The sequence below is a fragment of the Mesorhizobium sp. 128a genome (genome assembly GCF_053848025.1).
The window spans coordinates 92,315-108,476 of record NZ_JBSPKY010000005.1 but is presented as its reverse complement, the minus strand read 5'-3'; the positions used below and the strand labels follow the sequence as shown (position 1 = coordinate 108,476).

Sequence of the window (16,162 nt, the reverse complement as noted above, 5' to 3'; positions counted from 1 at the left end):
GGCCGCCTTATCAGCCTGTCAAGGAACGGCAACAATCTTCCAGGCCAGCAAGGCGATGATGACAATTGCCGCGAACAGCGTTGCCCAGCGATGTTGTCCGAACGCATGCAAGGCAAGAGCAACAAGTGCGGCGATGGACGCAGCAAGCGAGCCTTCGATGTAAAAGACTTCCTCATTGCCCGGCGGCGACGCGGTCGCGCCTCCGAGGCGGAAGAACTCCAGGTTCGAGCGGATCGCAATCACGATCAGCAAACCGAGCGCCGCTTGCGCCGCCCGCCGCATCGACAGCCAGGTCAAAATCCGTTTCATCGGTGACGTTGCCGGCCTAACGCCGCAACACCGCGCTCAGCACGTCGCGTATGCCAATGGCGCCGACAAAGCGCGACTGGTCATCGAACAGCGCCACGGGGGCCGTCTGCGAGCGGTGCATGGCCAGCATCACTGTCTTCAGCGACGTACCGGGATTGGCCCAGAACACCTGCGCCGTCTCTTCCTTCTGCGCCTCGACCTCGGCGCAGGACACCCACACTGCCGGTTTGCCGTCGCGCTCGGCCGCCGCCACCAGCCCGTGCTCATCGATCTTGAAGCGCGTCGTCTTGCGCCGGTCGAGCCACACCCAGCCGTTATCGCCGTGCTCGAGATCGCGACGGTCGCGCATGACATTCCAGGCGGTCAGCACCGACAACGGGTTCACATTGGCGATGAAGTCGCGGACGTAGTCGTTGGCGGGCCGCAGCACGATGTCTTCCGGCGCCCCGGTCTGCACGATGCGGCCACCCTCCATGATGGTGATGTGGCTGCCGATCTTCAGCGCCTCTTCCAGATCGTGGCTGACGAAGATGATGGTCTTCTTCAGCTCTGCCTGCAGCTGCAGCAACTCGTCCTGCAGCTTGGTGCGGATCAGCGGATCGAGCGCCGAGAACGGCTCGTCCATCAGCAGGATCGGCGCCTCGGTAGCGAAGGCGCGCGCCAGGCCGACGCGTTGCTGCATGCCGCCGGACAGCTCATGCGCATATTTCTTCGCCCACTGGTCGAGATTGACCAGCTTGAGCTGGCGATGCACACGCTCCTTGCGCTCCTGTTCCGGCACGCCGGCGAGTTCGAGGCCGAGGCCGACATTCTCCTCCACCGTGCGCCATGGCAGCAGGCCGAACTGCTGGAATACCATCGCCACCTGCTTCTGGCGCAGCCGCCGCAGCGTCGCCTGATCGCAGGTCACGACATCGACGATGTTGTCGCCGTCCTTGACCAACACCTGGCCGCGCGACACCACATTGAGCCGGTTGACGGCCCGCAGCAGGGTCGACTTGCCGGAGCCGGACAGGCCCATCAGCACCGAGATCTCGCCCTCATGCACGGTCAGGCTGGCGCCCGCGCAGCCCAGCACGTTGCCGGTCTTTTCGAGGATTTCGGCGCGCGTGGCACCGCCGTCGATCAGTGCAAGCGAACCGGCCTGATCGGATCCGAAGACGATATCGACATTCTTGAAGTCAACAGCGACGGTCATTTCTTGCCTCCAACGCCGATACGCGTCATCCGGTCGAGCACGATGGCGAGCACGACGATCGCGAGGCCCGCCTCGAGCCCGAGGTCGATGCGGCGCGAGCCGAGCGCGCGGTTGATTTCAGTGCCGAGGCCGCCGGCGCCGATGAGTGCTGCAAACACCACCATCGACAACGACAGCATGATCGACTGCGTCAGGCCGGCCATGATGGTCGGCAGCGCCGAGGGCAGCTCGACCTTCCACAGCAGCTGCTGCTTGGTGGCGCCGAAGGCCTCGCCGGCCTCGATGATCGACTTCGGCACCGAGACGACGCCGAGATGGGTGAGCCGCACCGCGGTCGGGATGACGAAGATGATGGTGACGATGAGGCCGGGCGCGTTGCCGAGGCCGAACAGCGTCAGCACCGGGATCAGGTAGACGAAGGTTGGCAGCGTCTGCATCAGGTCGAGCACCGGCAGCATGATGCGGTAGACCTTCGGCTTGTGCGCGGCCCAGATGCCGAGCGGCACGCCGATGGCCATCGCCATGGCGGCGGCGGCCACGACCAGCACCAGCGTCTGCACCGTCTGCTTCCAGAGGTTCTGGTTGATGATGAAGATCAGGCCAAGAAAGACGCCGATGGCGAGCGGCCGCGAGCGCTGCAGCAGCCAGGCGATGATGGCGACGACCAGCGCCAGCAGCACCGGCGGCACCACCAGCAGGATGTCGACCAGCCCGTCTAGCAGGAAATTGAGGCCGTTCGAAAAGGCCCTGAACACAGTGTCGAAATTGTCGGTGAGGAAACCGAAGAACGCCTTTCCCCAGGCGCCGATCGGTATCTTGTGATCGACCATGAATTTCGAAATCGGATCCATATCGCCCCTCTCATGCGCGAGACCGCCTGCCCCCGGCCTCTGCTGTCGTTACGTCATCTTCTCACAGGATATGAAAAAGGGCAGCCCTTTCTAAATTGGCTGCCCTTCCTGGTTCGGCTTTGCCGAATTCAGTCGGCTCAGCTTCCGAGCGCGGTCTTCACCGCTGCCGCCGCATCGCCGCCATCGAAGGTGGTGACGCCGGCAATCCACGGCGCGACCGCGTCAGGGTGCTTCTTCAGCCAGTCGGCTGCGACCGTGTTGGCGTCGCCGCCCTTCAGGATCGCGTCCATCATCTCGCCTTCCATGTCCAGGTTGAACTTGAGGTTGGCGATGAACTTGCCGGCATTCGGGCACTCGGTGGTGTAGCCCTTGCGCACATTGGTGTAGACGGTGGCGGCGCCGAAGCCGCTGTCGCCCATGCCGTCGAGATAGGTGATCTTCATGGCGCCCATCACCGGATGCGGCGTCCAGCCGAGGAAGGCGATCCACTCATTGTTCTTCATCGACTGCTCGGCCTGCGTCAGCATGCCGGCTTCCGAGGACTCGACCAGTTCGAAACCTTCGAGATTGTCCTTCGGGTTCTTGATCATGTCGAGGATAATGCGGTTGCCGTCATTGCCGGCCTCGATGCCATAGATCTTGCCGTTGAACTTGTCCTTGAACTTGCCGATATCGGTCAGCGACTTGACGCCGGCGTCCGCGACGTAGGTCGGCACGACGATGCCGTAGCCGGCGCCCGTCAGGTTAGTGCTGATCGTCTCGACCGAACCGTCGGCGGTGTAGTCCTTGATGTCGTTGGTCATCGACGGCATCCAGTTGCCGAGGAAGACGTCGAGATCCTTGTTCTTCAGCGACGCCATGGTCACCGGCACCGACAGCTGGATCGTCTGCGGCTCGTAGCCGAGCGCGGTGAGCAGCACCGAAGCGACGCCGGTCGTCGCCTGGATGTCGGTCCAGCCGACATCGGAAAGGCGCACTGTCTTGCAGCTCTCCGGATCGCCGGCAAGAGCAGCACTCGTAGACAGGAAAGTCGCCAGACCGAGGCCGGCAACGAAGGTGTTCATACGCGACATTGGTAGTCTCCCATTGTGATTCTTTGGCGAAGCGTCGTTACGGTTTCTCTGCCCGCCTTGTTTCGTCAGCCAAACACCATTCTGGTGTGGTTTCAAGCATTAAGGCAATCACGATCAACGGCGCGGACTGGCCAAACAGCGACACGCCTGCCGCTTTTTCGATGGCAGATGGCTTTTCCCGTGAAATGCTGAGGTGCCCCCCTCCCCGCGCTGCGCCAACTCGGCTTAAAAGAGCGGCATGGCCAAGCTTTACTTCCACTATGCGACGATGAATGCCGGCAAGACGACGATGCTCTTGCAAGCATCGTACAACTATCGCGAACGCGGCATGACGACGATGCTGTTCGTCGCCGGCCACTACAGAAAGGGCGACACCGGGCTGATCTCCTCGCGCATAGGGCTGGAGACCGAGGCCGAGATGTTCCGCGACGGCGACGATCTCTACGCCCGCGTCGCCGAGCACCATGAGCACACGACGGTGCATTGCATCTTCGTCGACGAGGCGCAGTTCCTCGAGGAAGAGCAGGTCTGGCAGCTTGCCCGTATCGCCGACCGGCTGAATATCCCGGTCATGTGCTACGGTCTGCGCACCGATTTCCAGGGCAATCTGTTTTCCGGCTCGCGTGCCCTTCTGGCGATCGCCGACGACCTGCGCGAAGTGCGCACCATCTGCCGCTGCGGCCGCAAGGCGACTATGGTCGTGCGTCTCGGCCCTGACGGCAAGGTGGCCAGACAGGGCGAACAGGTGGCGATCGGCAAGGACGTCTATGTCTCGCTCTGCCGCCGCCATTGGGAACAGGAAATGGGCCGCGCCGCGCCCGACGACTTCATCGGCTTCACAAGGGGCTGAACGGCCGGGGCAACATGAAAATTCTCCAGTTCGCAGTCGATTGCCCGTTTCCGCCGGTGTCAGGCGCCGAGATCAGGAATGCCGCCAACGCGCGCGCGTTGGCATCGATGGGCGAGGTTTTGACGGTAACCCTGACTGGCGCCCCAACGCCTTCCCTGCCGCCGAACATCCGTCACCGAATCATCGAGGCGGCGCGTGGCCGGGATCCCTGGCACAGGCGTAGCCCCCACCCGACCATGCACATCATACCGGACGACGAACTGGCCGAGGCAGATGCGCTGTGGCGGCAATTCGACCCCGACCTGGTGGTTATCGAGGAGATCATGCTTGCGCAGTTGCTGACGCTGGCGCGGAAGCATCGCGCGCGCGCCGTACTTGACCTGCACAACATCGATTCCCGGACGGTGGCCGACCGGATCGCCGGGCTGACGCTGTGGCAGCAAATTCGAGGCTGGCGCCAAAACAGGCGCAAGAAAGCGCAGGCGCGCGACGCCGACAGGCGTGCGGCGGCCGCCGCCGATCAGGTCTGGGTCTGTTCGCGGACCGACGGGATGCTGCTGTCCGCTCTCGGTCCGGTCAACGACATCAGGCTCATCGCCAACCCCATTCCGGACGAGAGCGTTCTCTCTCTGCCGATTGGCCCCGAGCGGTACCGTGAGCTCAGCCTGTGCTTCATCGGCCATCTCGGCTATTTCCCCAACATCGACGCCGTCAAGCAGATCGGCCGCAGAATGGTGCCGCGCCTCGCCGCTTCCGGCCAGCCATGGTCGATCACCGTCGCCGGCAGGAACCCGGGCAATGTCGTGCGCCAGACTTGCGCAAAAAACGGGCTGAGGCTCATCGAAAACCCGCCCTGTCTACCGGACCTGCTCGGCGCCGGCGTCTATGCGCCGATCCCGCTGCGCTTCGGCGGTGGAACCCGCATCAAGGTGCTGGAGGCGATGGCAGCGGGCCTGGTCGTCGCCGCCACCGAAAAAGCCGTCGAAGGGCTCGGCCTGCAGGCGGGCGGGCATTTCCTGTCCGGCAGCGATGCCGGCGAACTGGCGTCGAAAATCATCGATCTCGCGAAACACCCGCAAGCGGCGGCTGAGATGGCGGAGAGCGGCCGCACCTTCGTGCGCGACAACCACTCATCGGCGGCAATTGAAAAAGCGATCGGGCAGGCAATCGCGGCAATCCCGCTCCGCCCCAATGAATAAGAGGGCGATCCCCTACGCCCTATGGCGTTTGTTAAGGCCTGCCGCCTATTTTGCCGGTCAGCTAGGGCAGTTGGGGATCGCCATGCTTCGAGCCATTTCGTCAGCGTTCGTTTTTTACTTAGCCGGCATCATCGCCGCACAGGCCGGCGGCGACGCCGCGCTGGGCAAGAAAGTGTTCAACCGCTGCATGGCCTGCCACGAGGCGGCAACCGACCGCGACAAGGTCGGCCCGCATCTCCTCGGCGTCGTCGGCCGCACCGCCGGCACAGCCGAGAATTTCAACTATTCGCAGGCCATGAAGGATGCCGGCGCCGCCGGCCTCGTCTGGGACGAAGCCAACCTCACGGCCTATCTCAGCGCGCCCAAGCTGAAAGTACCCGGCAATAAGATGGCGTTCTCCGGCCTGACCAGCGACGACGACATCGCAAACGTCATCGCCTACCTGAAGGCCGATCCGAAGCCCTGAACGGCTGGCTGCTTAGCGTGACGGCGATGGTTTCGCCAACTGTCTCGCGCCTGTAACCGGTTGAGTTCTCTGCCGAATTTCAGGGCATCGGCGCCAGCGAAGATCGGCTGCTTTGCCAGCATCAAAGTTCAATGACAGTTGAACAATGTGTGGCCGGCCAATTAATCACGCCATGACCCCGCCTTCATTGACTTTCAAGACGATGACGGATTTTTTTGTTTTCGGGGCGGGTCTTGTCTTGCGTCTTTCAATCCCTGGATGCCCCACATATATTCGCCGCTGTTCGCAGCCAGCGACCGGAAGCCGAAGCGGGAGGCCCCTATGGCGACATTGCAGAATTTCGATGCCGAAATTGCCAAGACCAGGCAAGTCGTGCAGGACATGCGCACCAAGATCGAGCAGTCCGGCACCGTGCTTGACACGCTGGCCACCGCCGACAAGAAGATCGGTGACGCCAATTTCGACATTGAGAATGCCCGCATCGAGGACGTGCTGAAGCAGCAGAAGGTGATGGAAGGCAACATCGCCGACCTGATCATCGGGCTGGAAGACGCCACCAACGTCTTCGGCACCGAATTCGAGAGCATGAAAAACTACACCGGCTGGGAAAGCTTCGTCGGCGTCTTCTCCGCGCAACGCAAGCAGCGCATGCGCACCGACCGTGTCCGCAACATGTCGCTGGCCGGCAATCTGCAGGAGCTTCTGGTCAAATCCGACACCATCGTCGGCATCCTGAAAGCGCAGAAAGAGGTCCTCGACCAGCGCTACAAGACTTCCGGAGCCAGCCTGTCGCAGGTGATCGAGCGCCGCAAGACCACCATGACCAACCTCGAAGCGGTGCAGAAGCGCATCGAGGAGGTCAATCCGCTGCTGCTCGACATCGAGAACAAGATCGCGGCGTCGACCAGCCAGAAGGAGCGCACGCAGCTTGAGGGCGAGCGCTCGAAACTGGCCACCGAATACAATGAAAAGCAGGCCAAGGAGCAGGAGCTGCTGGCCGAGAGCCAGACGCTGGAGCGCTACACCTCGATGTTCCAGACCTTCGTCGATTCGCTCAACAACCAGATTGCCGCGCAGTCGACGCTGATCAACAAGCTGACCATCGATACCGAACAGCGCATCGTGCTTTACAAGGCCCTGGAAGATTCTTTGAAGACCGCCGCCCAGCAGGATGTCGCCCACAAGATCAACACGCTGGGCAGCCAGGTCGACAACACCGCCGAAGAGACCATGGCCGGCATCGGCGCCGCCGCGCAAAAGCACATTGGCGATCTCCTCGAAATGCACGAGAAGAACATGGTCGCCAGCGCCGACATCCAGCGCCGCAAGAAGCTCGCCGACGATGCCTTTGCCCGCCGTTTCGACGACGTGATGAAGAAGCACAATTCAGCGAACTACGTGCAGTCGTAAGGGGCGGCTGCACGCGGGCACACCGGCATGACTCCCGAAAACGAAGCGGCGGCGCGCTATTTTTCCGCCATCACGGCCGCACTCAGCGGCCTTGAAGTGTTCATGCGCGACGACCGCTCGCCGCTTTACCGGCATGGAATCGTCGCCAAGATCGTCGCCGAATATATTGCCCGGCTGGACAAGTCGTTCTCCTGCTGGCGCAACCGTCTCGGCTTCATGGACACGTTCCGCATTTCGCGCGCCGACAGCGGCTATCCCGTCTTCCAGAACCTGCTCGAACTGGAAAACGATCGCCGCCAGGCCGACGCGCGGCTGGCCAACATCCCGCTGGCCGGCGAATTGCGCGAGGAAATGGCCGACTTCATCCTGCGCCACAAGGAATTCCCCGAAGCGCTACAGAAGTCGATGGCCGAGCGGCTCTATCTCGAGGACGTCAAGAGCGAGCAGACTTTTGGACCGTTCTCGCTGGCGCAGACAGCCAAGGTCTCGGTCAATCCAAAAACCTTCCGGCCCTATTACCTCGTCCACTGGGCGACATTCGACGGCAGCGCCAACCTGCCGCTGGTCTACATGGTGACGGTGGAGGATTCCTCCGAAGCCATGATCAGCCAGCTTGTCGACGGCAACGGCAAGCTCAACGAACGGGTCGACATTCCGCTCCCCGTCGACGGCCTGCTCAATCCCGAACTCGCTCACCGCTTCGACGATTTCACCGAGAAGAATTCCGCCTACACGCTGTCGCCCGCGACCATTGCGGTCAATCTCGACAAGGATTTCGAGCCGCTGCACCCCAAGCAGTTGCGTCGCGTCGTGCTTGGCCCCTTCTATTCCGCTGGTATCACCGACAACAATTCGACGGTGACCGAAGTACTGGCCAAGGTGCGCAAGCCCGAAAATGCCTGGCTGCTTACCTGGACCATCCAGGAGGTCTATTCCAAGGGCGAGAAACCTGGACGCAAAGGCCTGTTTTCAAGCGAGAAGACGACGCAGGAATTCTTCATCAACACCGACGATCTCGAAGCCGCACGCCAGGGCGTGTCGAGCTACGAGAACCACGCGCTGATCCCGCACGAGGCCTATCAGGCACTCTACGCGGCGGGGGAGGCACAGAAGATCTTTTCCGGCTACAAGGTTCACATCCTGTCCAACGGGCAGGTCATCTCAGACGTCTGACCGTCACACCACGGAGCATCCTTCATGGACACCGGCCTGACCACCATCCCGGAAGCGGCGATCGAAAAGCACCGCGCCACCGCTCAGAGCTTCATCACCCGCGTCGTCGTTCTGGAAGACCCCTCGCGCGAATCCGGCACCGCCCTTGCCGGCACCAACCGCCGCTTCGTCTCGACAGTCTCGGTCGGCTCGGTGCGGCGCACGCGCGAGGTCGAGCTGACCAAGACCGTCGCCGCCATTCATCCCGACGACCAGCTGATGAGCATCCCGCAGCACACGCTGCTCTATCGCGCCCGGCGCGGCCTGGCGATTGCGCTCGCCATCTCCGACGTTTTTGCAGAGGGCTCAGACCTTGAAGGCCTGCAGGCCAAGAACACCCGCGCGCCGCTGGAAGGCGACGATGCCGCCACCTTCAAGAAGCTTCTGTCAGCATCGGCTTACGTTTCGGCCTTCAGCCTGGCGTCCTATCTGTTCCAGCTAATCGACAGCGATGGCGAGGCGCCCAACGACATCCCCGAGCCGGACTTCCTGTTCGACACGCCTCAGGATGCGGTGAAGTCGATCGTCGCCGGTCTCGACAAGGCGATTGCAGGCTCCAAGGACGATGGCGACCTGACGACGCGGGCGCGTGCTTTCGCGCGCGTCGCTATAGACGGGCTGCTGGCGCGCAAAGGCCGCTTCGACGGCATCGGCCCGTTCGAGAACGCCCATATCCGCATCGACGCCGACGATTTCACCCTCGACGGCTTCGACGTCGCGCCCGGCAAGCGCTCCAAGCCACTGGTGATGACCTTCAAGAAGCCTGAAGAGGTCGTCGGCAACCACATCGCCAAATACCAGTCGGTCAAGCTCGCCAAGATGCTGATGGCCTATGATTTCGAGCGCGAGCTGAACCCGTTTGTCGAGCTCGGCGGCTTCCTCTTCACCTTCATCGGCGACGGCGCGCCCGGTACCGGCAAGACGACGCTGATCCAGATGATCGCCGGCCTCGTCAACGGCTATTGCCAGGTCGCCGGCTATCCTTTCGCTTATGAGAATTTCGGCGTCGACCAGATCTCGTCCTATCAGGGCAAATCCGGCCAGAACTGCCGCCAGTTCATCAACAATGTCTTGAACCCGCGCGTCATCGGTTTCGGCACCGTCGACGATATCGACCAGGTGGCGGCACGCCGCTCCGACGACCGCGCTTCGGCCGGCCAGCAGGAAATCACCGGCGTGTTGATGGATGCCTTTGCCGGAGCCGGCACGGTGGTGCGCGGCAATTGCTCCTTCGGCATGTTTTCCAACTACCCCGAAAATGTCGACGACGCGCTGCGCCAGCGTGCCGGCGCCCGCTGGCTGGTCGACGGGCCGCAGAGCCGTGACGACTACATCGACATCTTCGTGCTGCTCGCGGGCAAGAACCACAAGATCCCGCTTGGCGACCACAAGCTTTACGCCGCGCAGGAAATCCAGCGCGCCGTGACCGAAGCCTATGAGGAGCATGGGAAGCCGCAGGAAGACGGGCTGATGAAGGTCTATGAGCGCTACATGAAGGAAAATGGCGCGCCGAAATCGATGGCCGACATCGGCACCTATCTGCACTTGATCAAGGATGCCGAACCGCGCTTCACCGGCCGCGCCATCAAGAACGTCACCGACGCCATCAAGATGCGCGCCATGGACATCGAATTGCCGGACGACTGGTTCGAGAAGCCGGAAGCCTTCATGCACAAGGGCTATGACGAGAAGAAAGCCATGATCGAGGAACTGCGCGGGCCGTTCTCGATGGACATGGTGATGCAGGAGATCAACCGCTACGCCGACTCAGAGTTCCGCTACTCCGATAAATCCGACGACGCCGCGGTGGAAAAACTGCTGCGCGACGCGAGGCTGCGTGAACGCGCGGGTCGTGAGATGGAGGAGATGAAGAAGAAGGGGCTCTGGAATGCGTGAAGCGTGCCCCTCTTCCTTCTCCCCGTGAACGGGGAGAAGGTGCCCGAAGGGCGGATGAGGGGCAGCGCTGTGCGTGGTGGAAACGAGCCGAAGGTGGCGAGAGCCCGGCAACTTCGAAAAGTCGAGAACGATGCCGAGGAAAAACTCTGGCACGAACTACGCGGGCGACGACTGAACGGCTACAAATTTGTTCGCCAGCTGCCAATAGGTCCATATTTCGCCGACTTCGCCTGTCGTGAAGCCAACCTGGTTGTGGAAGTCGATGGAAGCCAGCATGCAAATCGGTCCTATGACCGATACAGGGACGAAACGATGAACAGGAACGGCTGGTCTGTTTTGAGGGTTTGGCACGCTGACGTACTGGCAAGCCACAAGAGCGTGCTGGATACAATTGTTGCGGTCCTGGATGGACGGCTGAACCAGAAAATGATCGGAAGCGACGCGAAATTCCTGCCTGCAGCGAGGTTGGCGGAAAGATGATGAGCGTTTGCGCCGCCCCTCATCCGCCCTTCGGGCACCTTCTCCCCGTTAACGGGGAGAAGGCAAGGTGAGCAAAAAACCCGACCTCCTGCGCGACAACGAGCTGATCTACGGCCGGCTGCTCACCGTCGACGAGACGCACCTCATCCAGCGCTACAACAAGGCGCTTGTTGCCTTCGGCCTGAAGCCGACCAAGCTGAAGAGTTTCCAGATCGACCGCACCGGCTTCTCGCCCGAGATCGCCGAGGAATGCGGCGACTATAACTACCTCGATCCCAATGAGGTCAATCGCCGCTTCATCATCCTGACGCCGTCGCAGATCGACCTGCCGGTGGTGCACACCGCCTTCTCCAACACCTCGCAGCTGATGTTCGAGTTCATGTCCAAGAACCAGCGCGCCATCGACGCGCTGACCATCAAGGACGTCATCTACGGCGAGATCGAGGATTCCGTTCCGCTGGTCAACGACATCGAGGATCTGCTGTCGATCAGCCAGGTCGAGTTCAAGGTGCTGTCGGCCGAGGACGTTCTGGGCAAGGCGGCCGAGCTCGGCAAGCTCGTCGACCGGCTGAAGCAGGAGCCCGACGCCTGGCGCGACAATGCCATGCTGACCCGTATGGTCGATCTCGCCAAGGTCTGCGGCGACATCAGAGAGAACGCGCTGGTTCCCGACCAGGTGATCTTCCGCCACAACGCCTACTGGACCAGCCATTTCGGCGGCGTCTACGTCTTCGTCGATTCCGATATGACGACGGTCATCGGCGATCCGGCCGCACCCGGCTTTCGCCGCTCGCGGCCCTGGCAGGTCAGCTACCTCTCGATCAACGATGCCGACAAGGTGTTCAAGTTCCTGGCCAGCACCGGCCGCATCGAACTGCCGCGCGCGTCATGGGTCGAAAGCTCGGGCTATCTCGAGCACCGCGCCGAGATGGTGGTGCGATCGCTGATCCGCGACACCGAGCCGAACCGCAATCTGACCGACGTGGACAAGGTCTGGCTGCAGACCTGGATCCACGGCCATGCCGACCTGATCACCAGCGATGGCAATTTCCCCTTCCTCAACGCCGCCAAGCGCGAGATCGCCCAGCTCGGCCATCTCAAGATCGAGGATGTCGCGCCGCGCCAGCGCTTCCTGGTCGTGCGCGGCAAGCCCGACCATCCCGATGCATGGCTGACCAACCAGTTGATCTCGGATTTCGTGCCGCAGGACTTCGTCTCGCGCTACGTCTTCAACAAGCCCGGCTTCTACAAGGACTATGACGGCTACAGCGATGCCTGGCGATCGCATGTTGTGGACGTTCTGAAAACCACATATTTGAAAGACAAGGTGGCGTTTCGCACCCGTCTTTATGGCCTGACTGATTGAGGGGTGAAAACAGCCATGCTTGATCCGATCGTGAATTTCTTCACCCGCATCTTCCAATGGATCGGCCGCGGCATCGGCCTCGCCATCGGCGTGGTCCTGTGGCCCTTCATGTGGGCGGGGCGCTGGTATACGCAGCGCGGCTGGATCCTGAAGGCGGTGGTGGGCCTGGCGCTTCTGGTGCTGATCGGCCTCTACGCCAACTTCTTCTACGCCACCCAGTGGTGGAACAAGTTCGACCCCAACTACGTCGACAAATACACCTTCGAGAACCGCAACATTTCCGCCGGCGAACAGGTCGCGGCCGGCGCCGGCACCGACACCGCCAAGACCTGCGGCAATTCGGGCATCGCCCAGGTGGCGGCCGACCTTACCGACTTCAACGTCAATCAGAATGCCTGGGTCTCGTCGATGATCCTCTACAAGCTCGGCCTGTTCGGCGTCGACTGGGATCACACGCCGTTCATGGACAACAAGGCCTCGTTCCAGCGCGGCATCAACCAGGCGGTGCGGCGCACCGCCACCGAGCTTGCCGACAATCTCGGTCGCGTGCGCACGACATCGCAGATCGACGCCGATCTGCAGGATGCGCGCGGCAATCTGCAGTTCGACGAGGAAACCTGGTATTTCGGCCTGAACCCGTTCGGACCGAAGACGCCGACGCCGAGCTATTATCGCGATGCCGTCAACAAGCTGCGCTCCTTCAACGCCCGCCTGGCCACCTGCCAGGCGACGTTCGACGCCCGTGCCGACAATCTGAAGCAGTATATAGACCGCATCTCCTCCGACATCGGTTCGACCTCGGCGATCCTCAAGGAGCGCGCCGAAAACCACAACAATGGCTGGTTCGACTTCCGCGCCGACGACCGCTTCTGGTTCGCCTATGGCCAGCTCTATGCCTATTACGGCCTGATGAAGGGCGCCCAGGCCGACTTCGAGGACGTGATCAAGGAAAAGCATCTCGGCAATCTGTGGGACACGATGGACGCCCAATTCGTCTCGGCGCTGCGCATCCAGCCCTTCATCATCGCCAATGGCCGCGAGGATGGCTGGATCATGCCGACCCATCTGACGACGATGGGTTTTTACGTGCTTCGCGTGCGCTCCAACATGGTCGAGATCAGCAACGTTCTGACGCAGTAGCGCTTATCGCAACGCCAGCAGCGATGGCAAATTTGCGCCGTCGCCTCTGTCGCATTCCGTGCATTGCGCGGCTGTTTTGAGACGGCGCAATGTCTCGTCCTCTGGCTTCTATACGGCGCGGCAATGGAGCCAGGAAGAACCGGCGACAGGTCGGCCCGGCCGCGGAGACACTTTCTTCATAGGAAACATAGTTGCATGCAAGTTGACGCCGCGGCAGCGACAGGGTTAGAACATGCCCGCGCCCGGGTTCAACATGCCTGCGAGTGAGATCAAACCCGTCCCCTCCACCGTCCAATCCGAAGGAAAGCCGTCATGGCCGAAGTGAAGTCCGACATCGAGATCGCGCGTGGCGCCAAGAAAAAGCAGATCCAGGAGATCGGCCAGAAGATCGGTATCCCGACCGAGCATCTGCTGCCTTACGGCCACGACAAGGCGAAAATCTCGGCAGAGTTCATCAAGTCGGTGAAGGGCAACAAGGACGGCAGGCTGATCCTGGTGACCGCCATCAACCCGACGCCGGCAGGCGAAGGCAAGACGACGACCACCGTCGGCCTCGGCGATGGCTTGAACCGCATCGGCAAGAAGGCGATCGTCTGCATCCGCGAGGCATCGCTCGGTCCGAATTTCGGCGTCAAGGGCGGTGCGGCCGGCGGCGGCTATGCGCAGGTCGTGCCGATGGAGGACATGAATCTCCACTTCACCGGCGACTTCCACGCCATCACCACGGCGCACAATCTTTTGTCGGCGCTGATCGACAACCACATCTACTGGGGCAATGAGCTCGGCATCGACACCCGCCGCGTCGTCTGGCGCCGCGTCATGGACATGAACGACCGCGCTCTGCGCGAAATCATCGCCTCGCTTGGCGGCGTCGCCAACGGTTTTCCGCGCGAGGCCGGCTTCGACATCACCGTCGCTTCCGAAGTCATGGCGATCCTGTGCCTCTCCAACGACCTGAAGGATCTTGAAAAGCGCCTCGGCGACATCATCGTCGCCTACCGCCGCGACAAGACGCCGGTCTATGCCCGCGACCTCAAGGCCGACGGCGCCATGGCGGTGCTGCTCAAGGACGCCATGCAGCCGAACCTGGTGCAGACGCTGGAGAACAACCCGGCCTTCGTGCATGGCGGCCCATTCGCCAACATCGCGCATGGCTGCAACTCCGTGGTCGCAACCACAACGGCGCTGAAGCTCGCCGACTATGTCGTCACCGAAGCCGGCTTTGGCGCTGACCTGGGCGCCGAAAAATTCTTCGACATCAAGTGCCGCAAGGCGGGCCTCAAGCCGGCAGCGGCGGTTATCGTCGCCACCGTGCGCGCCATGAAGATGAATGGCGGCGTCAAGAAGGAAGACCTCGGCAAGGAAAACATCGAGGCGGTGAAGAAGGGCTGCGCCAACCTCGGACGCCACATCGAGAACATCAGGCAGTTCGGCGTGCCGGCGGTGGTTGCCATCAACCACTTCTATTCCGACACCGACGCCGAGATCCAGGCGATGAAGGACTATGTCGCCTCGATGGGAGAAGAAGCGATCCTGTGCAAGCACTGGGCCCATGGCTCCGCCGGCATCGAGGATCTCGCCAACAAGGTGGTGGCGCTGGCCGAATCCGGCGCCTCGCAGTTCGCCCCGCTCTATCCCGACGCCATGCCGCTGTTCGAGAAGATCAACACCATCGTCCAACGCATCTATCGCGGCTCGGAAGCGATTGCCGACAAGTCGGTGCGCGACCAGCTGCATGCCTGGGAGCAGGCCGGCTATGGCCACCTGCCGGTCTGCATGGCCAAGACCCAATATTCCTTCTCGACCGACCCGAACCTGCGCGGCGCGCCGACCGGCCACACCGTGCCGGTGCGCGAGGTCAGGCTTTCAGCCGGCGCCGGCTTCGTCGTCGTCATCTGCGGCGAGGTCATGACCATGCCTGGCCTGCCCAAGGCGCCATCCTCGGAAAAGATCTTCCTCAACGAAGCCGGCCAGATCGAAGGCCTGTTCTGAGATCTTTCATCTCGACAATCAAAAGGCGCCGCAGCGATGCGGCGCCTTTTTTGTTTCCTGAGAACTAAGCCGCATTACGCGCCAGCGCCCGCTGGTTGGACGCATAGGGCGTGTCACGTTCGGACAGGGCACCTGTCTTCAGGCAATCGATCCATTCGGCGGTCTTGAGCACGGCGGCGAAGCGTGATTGCAGAATGATGCTTACCACGCGGTGGATCTCTTCGGCCGAGGCATAACCGGCGCTGTTGGCATAGGGCAGCGAGCCGGTGGCGTCGGACAGGAATTCCACCGCGAAGCCCATATGCACGGCGTGGATCACGGTAGACAGGTCGCAATTATGCGTCATGTAGCCGACAACGGTGATCATATCGATGGCGTTGGCGCGCAGCCAGATTTCAAGATCCGTACCGGTAAAGGCGCTTGGTAGGGTCTTTTCGACATAGTGGTCGCGCTTACGCCTGGCGATTTCGGGATGCAATTCGGCGCCATGGCTGCCCTTGGCGAAGACGGGCGAGCTCTCGGGCGCCATCTGCTTGATCACCACCACCTTCACGCCGGCGGCAGTAGCAGCGTCCATGGCCCGCGCCACGTTGACGACGCTGTCGCGGAACGGCGGATACTGGATGGCGAGGTTGCCGCCATCATAATCATTCTGGACATCGATGACGATGAGTGCGCGGCGCGGCGTGGTGTTGGCGGACATGGTGTTTTCCTTTCGGG

General features: G+C 61.9%; 15 protein-coding genes. 10 read left to right on the top strand and 5 right to left on the bottom strand.

The window, feature by feature from the left end:
* Positions 1-18: 18 nt before the first annotated feature.
* The 4 genes from ACWTU9_RS11300 to ACWTU9_RS11285 all read right to left on the bottom strand — a co-directional run bounded on the left by ACWTU9_RS11300 (position 19) and on the right by ACWTU9_RS11285 (position 3,431).
* Positions 19-309: a hypothetical protein gene (locus ACWTU9_RS11300; protein WP_455858355.1), complete on the bottom strand. Its 291-nt coding sequence runs from the start codon at positions 307-309 to the stop codon at positions 19-21.
* Positions 310-325: 16 nt separating this feature from the next.
* On the bottom strand, positions 326-1,507 hold the full coding sequence (gene choV, locus ACWTU9_RS11295) for a choline ABC transporter ATP-binding protein (protein WP_454585654.1): 1,182 nt from the start codon (positions 1,505-1,507) through the stop codon (positions 326-328).
* Positions 1,504-2,358 (bottom strand): choline ABC transporter permease subunit, encoded by an 855-nt coding sequence (gene choW / locus ACWTU9_RS11290; protein WP_454577247.1) that lies wholly within the window; start codon positions 2,356-2,358, stop codon positions 1,504-1,506. Before choW ends, choV begins: the two co-directional genes overlap by 4 nt.
* Positions 2,359-2,495: 137 nt before the next feature.
* On the bottom strand, positions 2,496-3,431 hold the full coding sequence (locus ACWTU9_RS11285; RefSeq protein ID WP_454577246.1) for a choline ABC transporter substrate-binding protein: 936 nt from the start codon (positions 3,429-3,431) through the stop codon (positions 2,496-2,498).
* Positions 3,432-3,669: 238 nt separating this feature from the next.
* Between ACWTU9_RS11285 and ACWTU9_RS11280 the strand changes: the two genes are divergently transcribed.
* The 10 genes from ACWTU9_RS11280 (at position 3,670) to ACWTU9_RS11235 (ending at position 15,442) form a co-directional block, all read left to right on the top strand.
* Positions 3,670-4,281: a thymidine kinase gene (locus tag ACWTU9_RS11280; protein WP_455858354.1), complete on the top strand. Its 612-nt coding sequence runs from the start codon at positions 3,670-3,672 to the stop codon at positions 4,279-4,281.
* Positions 4,282-4,295: 14 nt separating this feature from the next.
* Positions 4,296-5,480 (top strand): glycosyltransferase, encoded by a 1,185-nt coding sequence (locus ACWTU9_RS11275; protein WP_455858353.1) that lies wholly within the window; start codon positions 4,296-4,298, stop codon positions 5,478-5,480.
* 82 nt (positions 5,481-5,562) lie between these two features.
* A complete protein-coding gene (locus ACWTU9_RS11270) occupies positions 5,563-5,946 on the top strand; it encodes a c-type cytochrome (RefSeq protein WP_455858352.1) in 384 nt (127 codons plus the stop codon).
* 321 nt (positions 5,947-6,267) lie between these two features.
* Positions 6,268-7,356, top strand: coding sequence for a hypothetical protein (locus ACWTU9_RS11265; RefSeq protein ID WP_455858351.1), 1,089 nt, complete (start codon positions 6,268-6,270; stop codon positions 7,354-7,356).
* 27 nt (positions 7,357-7,383) lie between these two features.
* Positions 7,384-8,529 carry a hypothetical protein gene (locus tag ACWTU9_RS11260; protein WP_455858350.1) on the top strand — a complete coding sequence of 382 codons (1,146 nt, stop codon included), beginning with the start codon at positions 7,384-7,386 and terminating at the stop codon, positions 8,527-8,529.
* A gap of 24 nt (positions 8,530-8,553) precedes the next feature.
* Positions 8,554-10,464 (top strand): ATP-binding protein, encoded by a 1,911-nt coding sequence (locus tag ACWTU9_RS11255; protein ID WP_455858349.1) that lies wholly within the window; start codon positions 8,554-8,556, stop codon positions 10,462-10,464.
* A gap of 69 nt (positions 10,465-10,533) precedes the next feature.
* Positions 10,534-10,944, top strand: coding sequence for an endonuclease domain-containing protein (locus ACWTU9_RS11250; RefSeq protein WP_455858505.1), 411 nt, complete (start codon positions 10,534-10,536; stop codon positions 10,942-10,944).
* A gap of 67 nt (positions 10,945-11,011) precedes the next feature.
* On the top strand, positions 11,012-12,310 hold the full coding sequence (locus ACWTU9_RS11245; protein ID WP_455858348.1) for a DUF6638 family protein: 1,299 nt from the start codon (positions 11,012-11,014) through the stop codon (positions 12,308-12,310).
* 15 nt (positions 12,311-12,325) lie between these two features.
* Complete coding sequence (locus ACWTU9_RS11240) at positions 12,326-13,450, top strand: DUF2333 family protein (RefSeq protein WP_454585661.1); 1,125 nt, start codon at positions 12,326-12,328, stop codon at positions 13,448-13,450.
* Between the two features lie 312 nt (positions 13,451-13,762).
* Complete coding sequence (locus ACWTU9_RS11235; RefSeq protein ID WP_454585662.1) at positions 13,763-15,442, top strand: formate--tetrahydrofolate ligase; 1,680 nt, start codon at positions 13,763-13,765, stop codon at positions 15,440-15,442.
* A 64-nt stretch (positions 15,443-15,506) separates the two neighbouring features.
* Here the strand turns inward: ACWTU9_RS11235 and ACWTU9_RS11230 are convergent, their stop codons facing one another.
* Positions 15,507-16,145 (bottom strand): cysteine hydrolase family protein, encoded by a 639-nt coding sequence (locus ACWTU9_RS11230; protein WP_455858347.1) that lies wholly within the window; start codon positions 16,143-16,145, stop codon positions 15,507-15,509.
* Positions 16,146-16,162: the final 17 nt, after the last annotated feature.

What these genes read in the sequence shown, in the direction of transcription:
- ACWTU9_RS11230 (WP_455858347.1), bottom strand. Translation starts at nt 16,145, where the DNA reads ATGTCCGCCAACACCACGCCGCGCCGCGCACTCATCGTCATCGATGTC.
- ACWTU9_RS11280 (WP_455858354.1), top strand. Translation starts at nt 3,670, where the DNA reads ATGGCCAAGCTTTACTTCCACTATGCGACGATGAATGCCGGCAAGACG.
- choV (WP_454585654.1), bottom strand. Translation starts at nt 1,507, where the DNA reads ATGACCGTCGCTGTTGACTTCAAGAATGTCGATATCGTCTTCGGATCC.
- ACWTU9_RS11260 (WP_455858350.1), top strand. Translation starts at nt 7,384, where the DNA reads ATGACTCCCGAAAACGAAGCGGCGGCGCGCTATTTTTCCGCCATCACG.
- ACWTU9_RS11275 (WP_455858353.1), top strand. Translation starts at nt 4,296, where the DNA reads ATGAAAATTCTCCAGTTCGCAGTCGATTGCCCGTTTCCGCCGGTGTCA.
- ACWTU9_RS11300 (WP_455858355.1), bottom strand. Translation starts at nt 309, where the DNA reads ATGAAACGGATTTTGACCTGGCTGTCGATGCGGCGGGCGGCGCAAGCG.
- ACWTU9_RS11255 (WP_455858349.1), top strand. Translation starts at nt 8,554, where the DNA reads ATGGACACCGGCCTGACCACCATCCCGGAAGCGGCGATCGAAAAGCAC.
- ACWTU9_RS11240 (WP_454585661.1), top strand. Translation starts at nt 12,326, where the DNA reads ATGCTTGATCCGATCGTGAATTTCTTCACCCGCATCTTCCAATGGATC.
- ACWTU9_RS11265 (WP_455858351.1), top strand. Translation starts at nt 6,268, where the DNA reads ATGGCGACATTGCAGAATTTCGATGCCGAAATTGCCAAGACCAGGCAA.
- ACWTU9_RS11235 (WP_454585662.1), top strand. Translation starts at nt 13,763, where the DNA reads ATGGCCGAAGTGAAGTCCGACATCGAGATCGCGCGTGGCGCCAAGAAA.
- ACWTU9_RS11285 (WP_454577246.1), bottom strand. Translation starts at nt 3,431, where the DNA reads ATGTCGCGTATGAACACCTTCGTTGCCGGCCTCGGTCTGGCGACTTTC.
- ACWTU9_RS11270 (WP_455858352.1), top strand. Translation starts at nt 5,563, where the DNA reads ATGCTTCGAGCCATTTCGTCAGCGTTCGTTTTTTACTTAGCCGGCATC.
- choW (WP_454577247.1), bottom strand. Translation starts at nt 2,358, where the DNA reads ATGGATCCGATTTCGAAATTCATGGTCGATCACAAGATACCGATCGGC.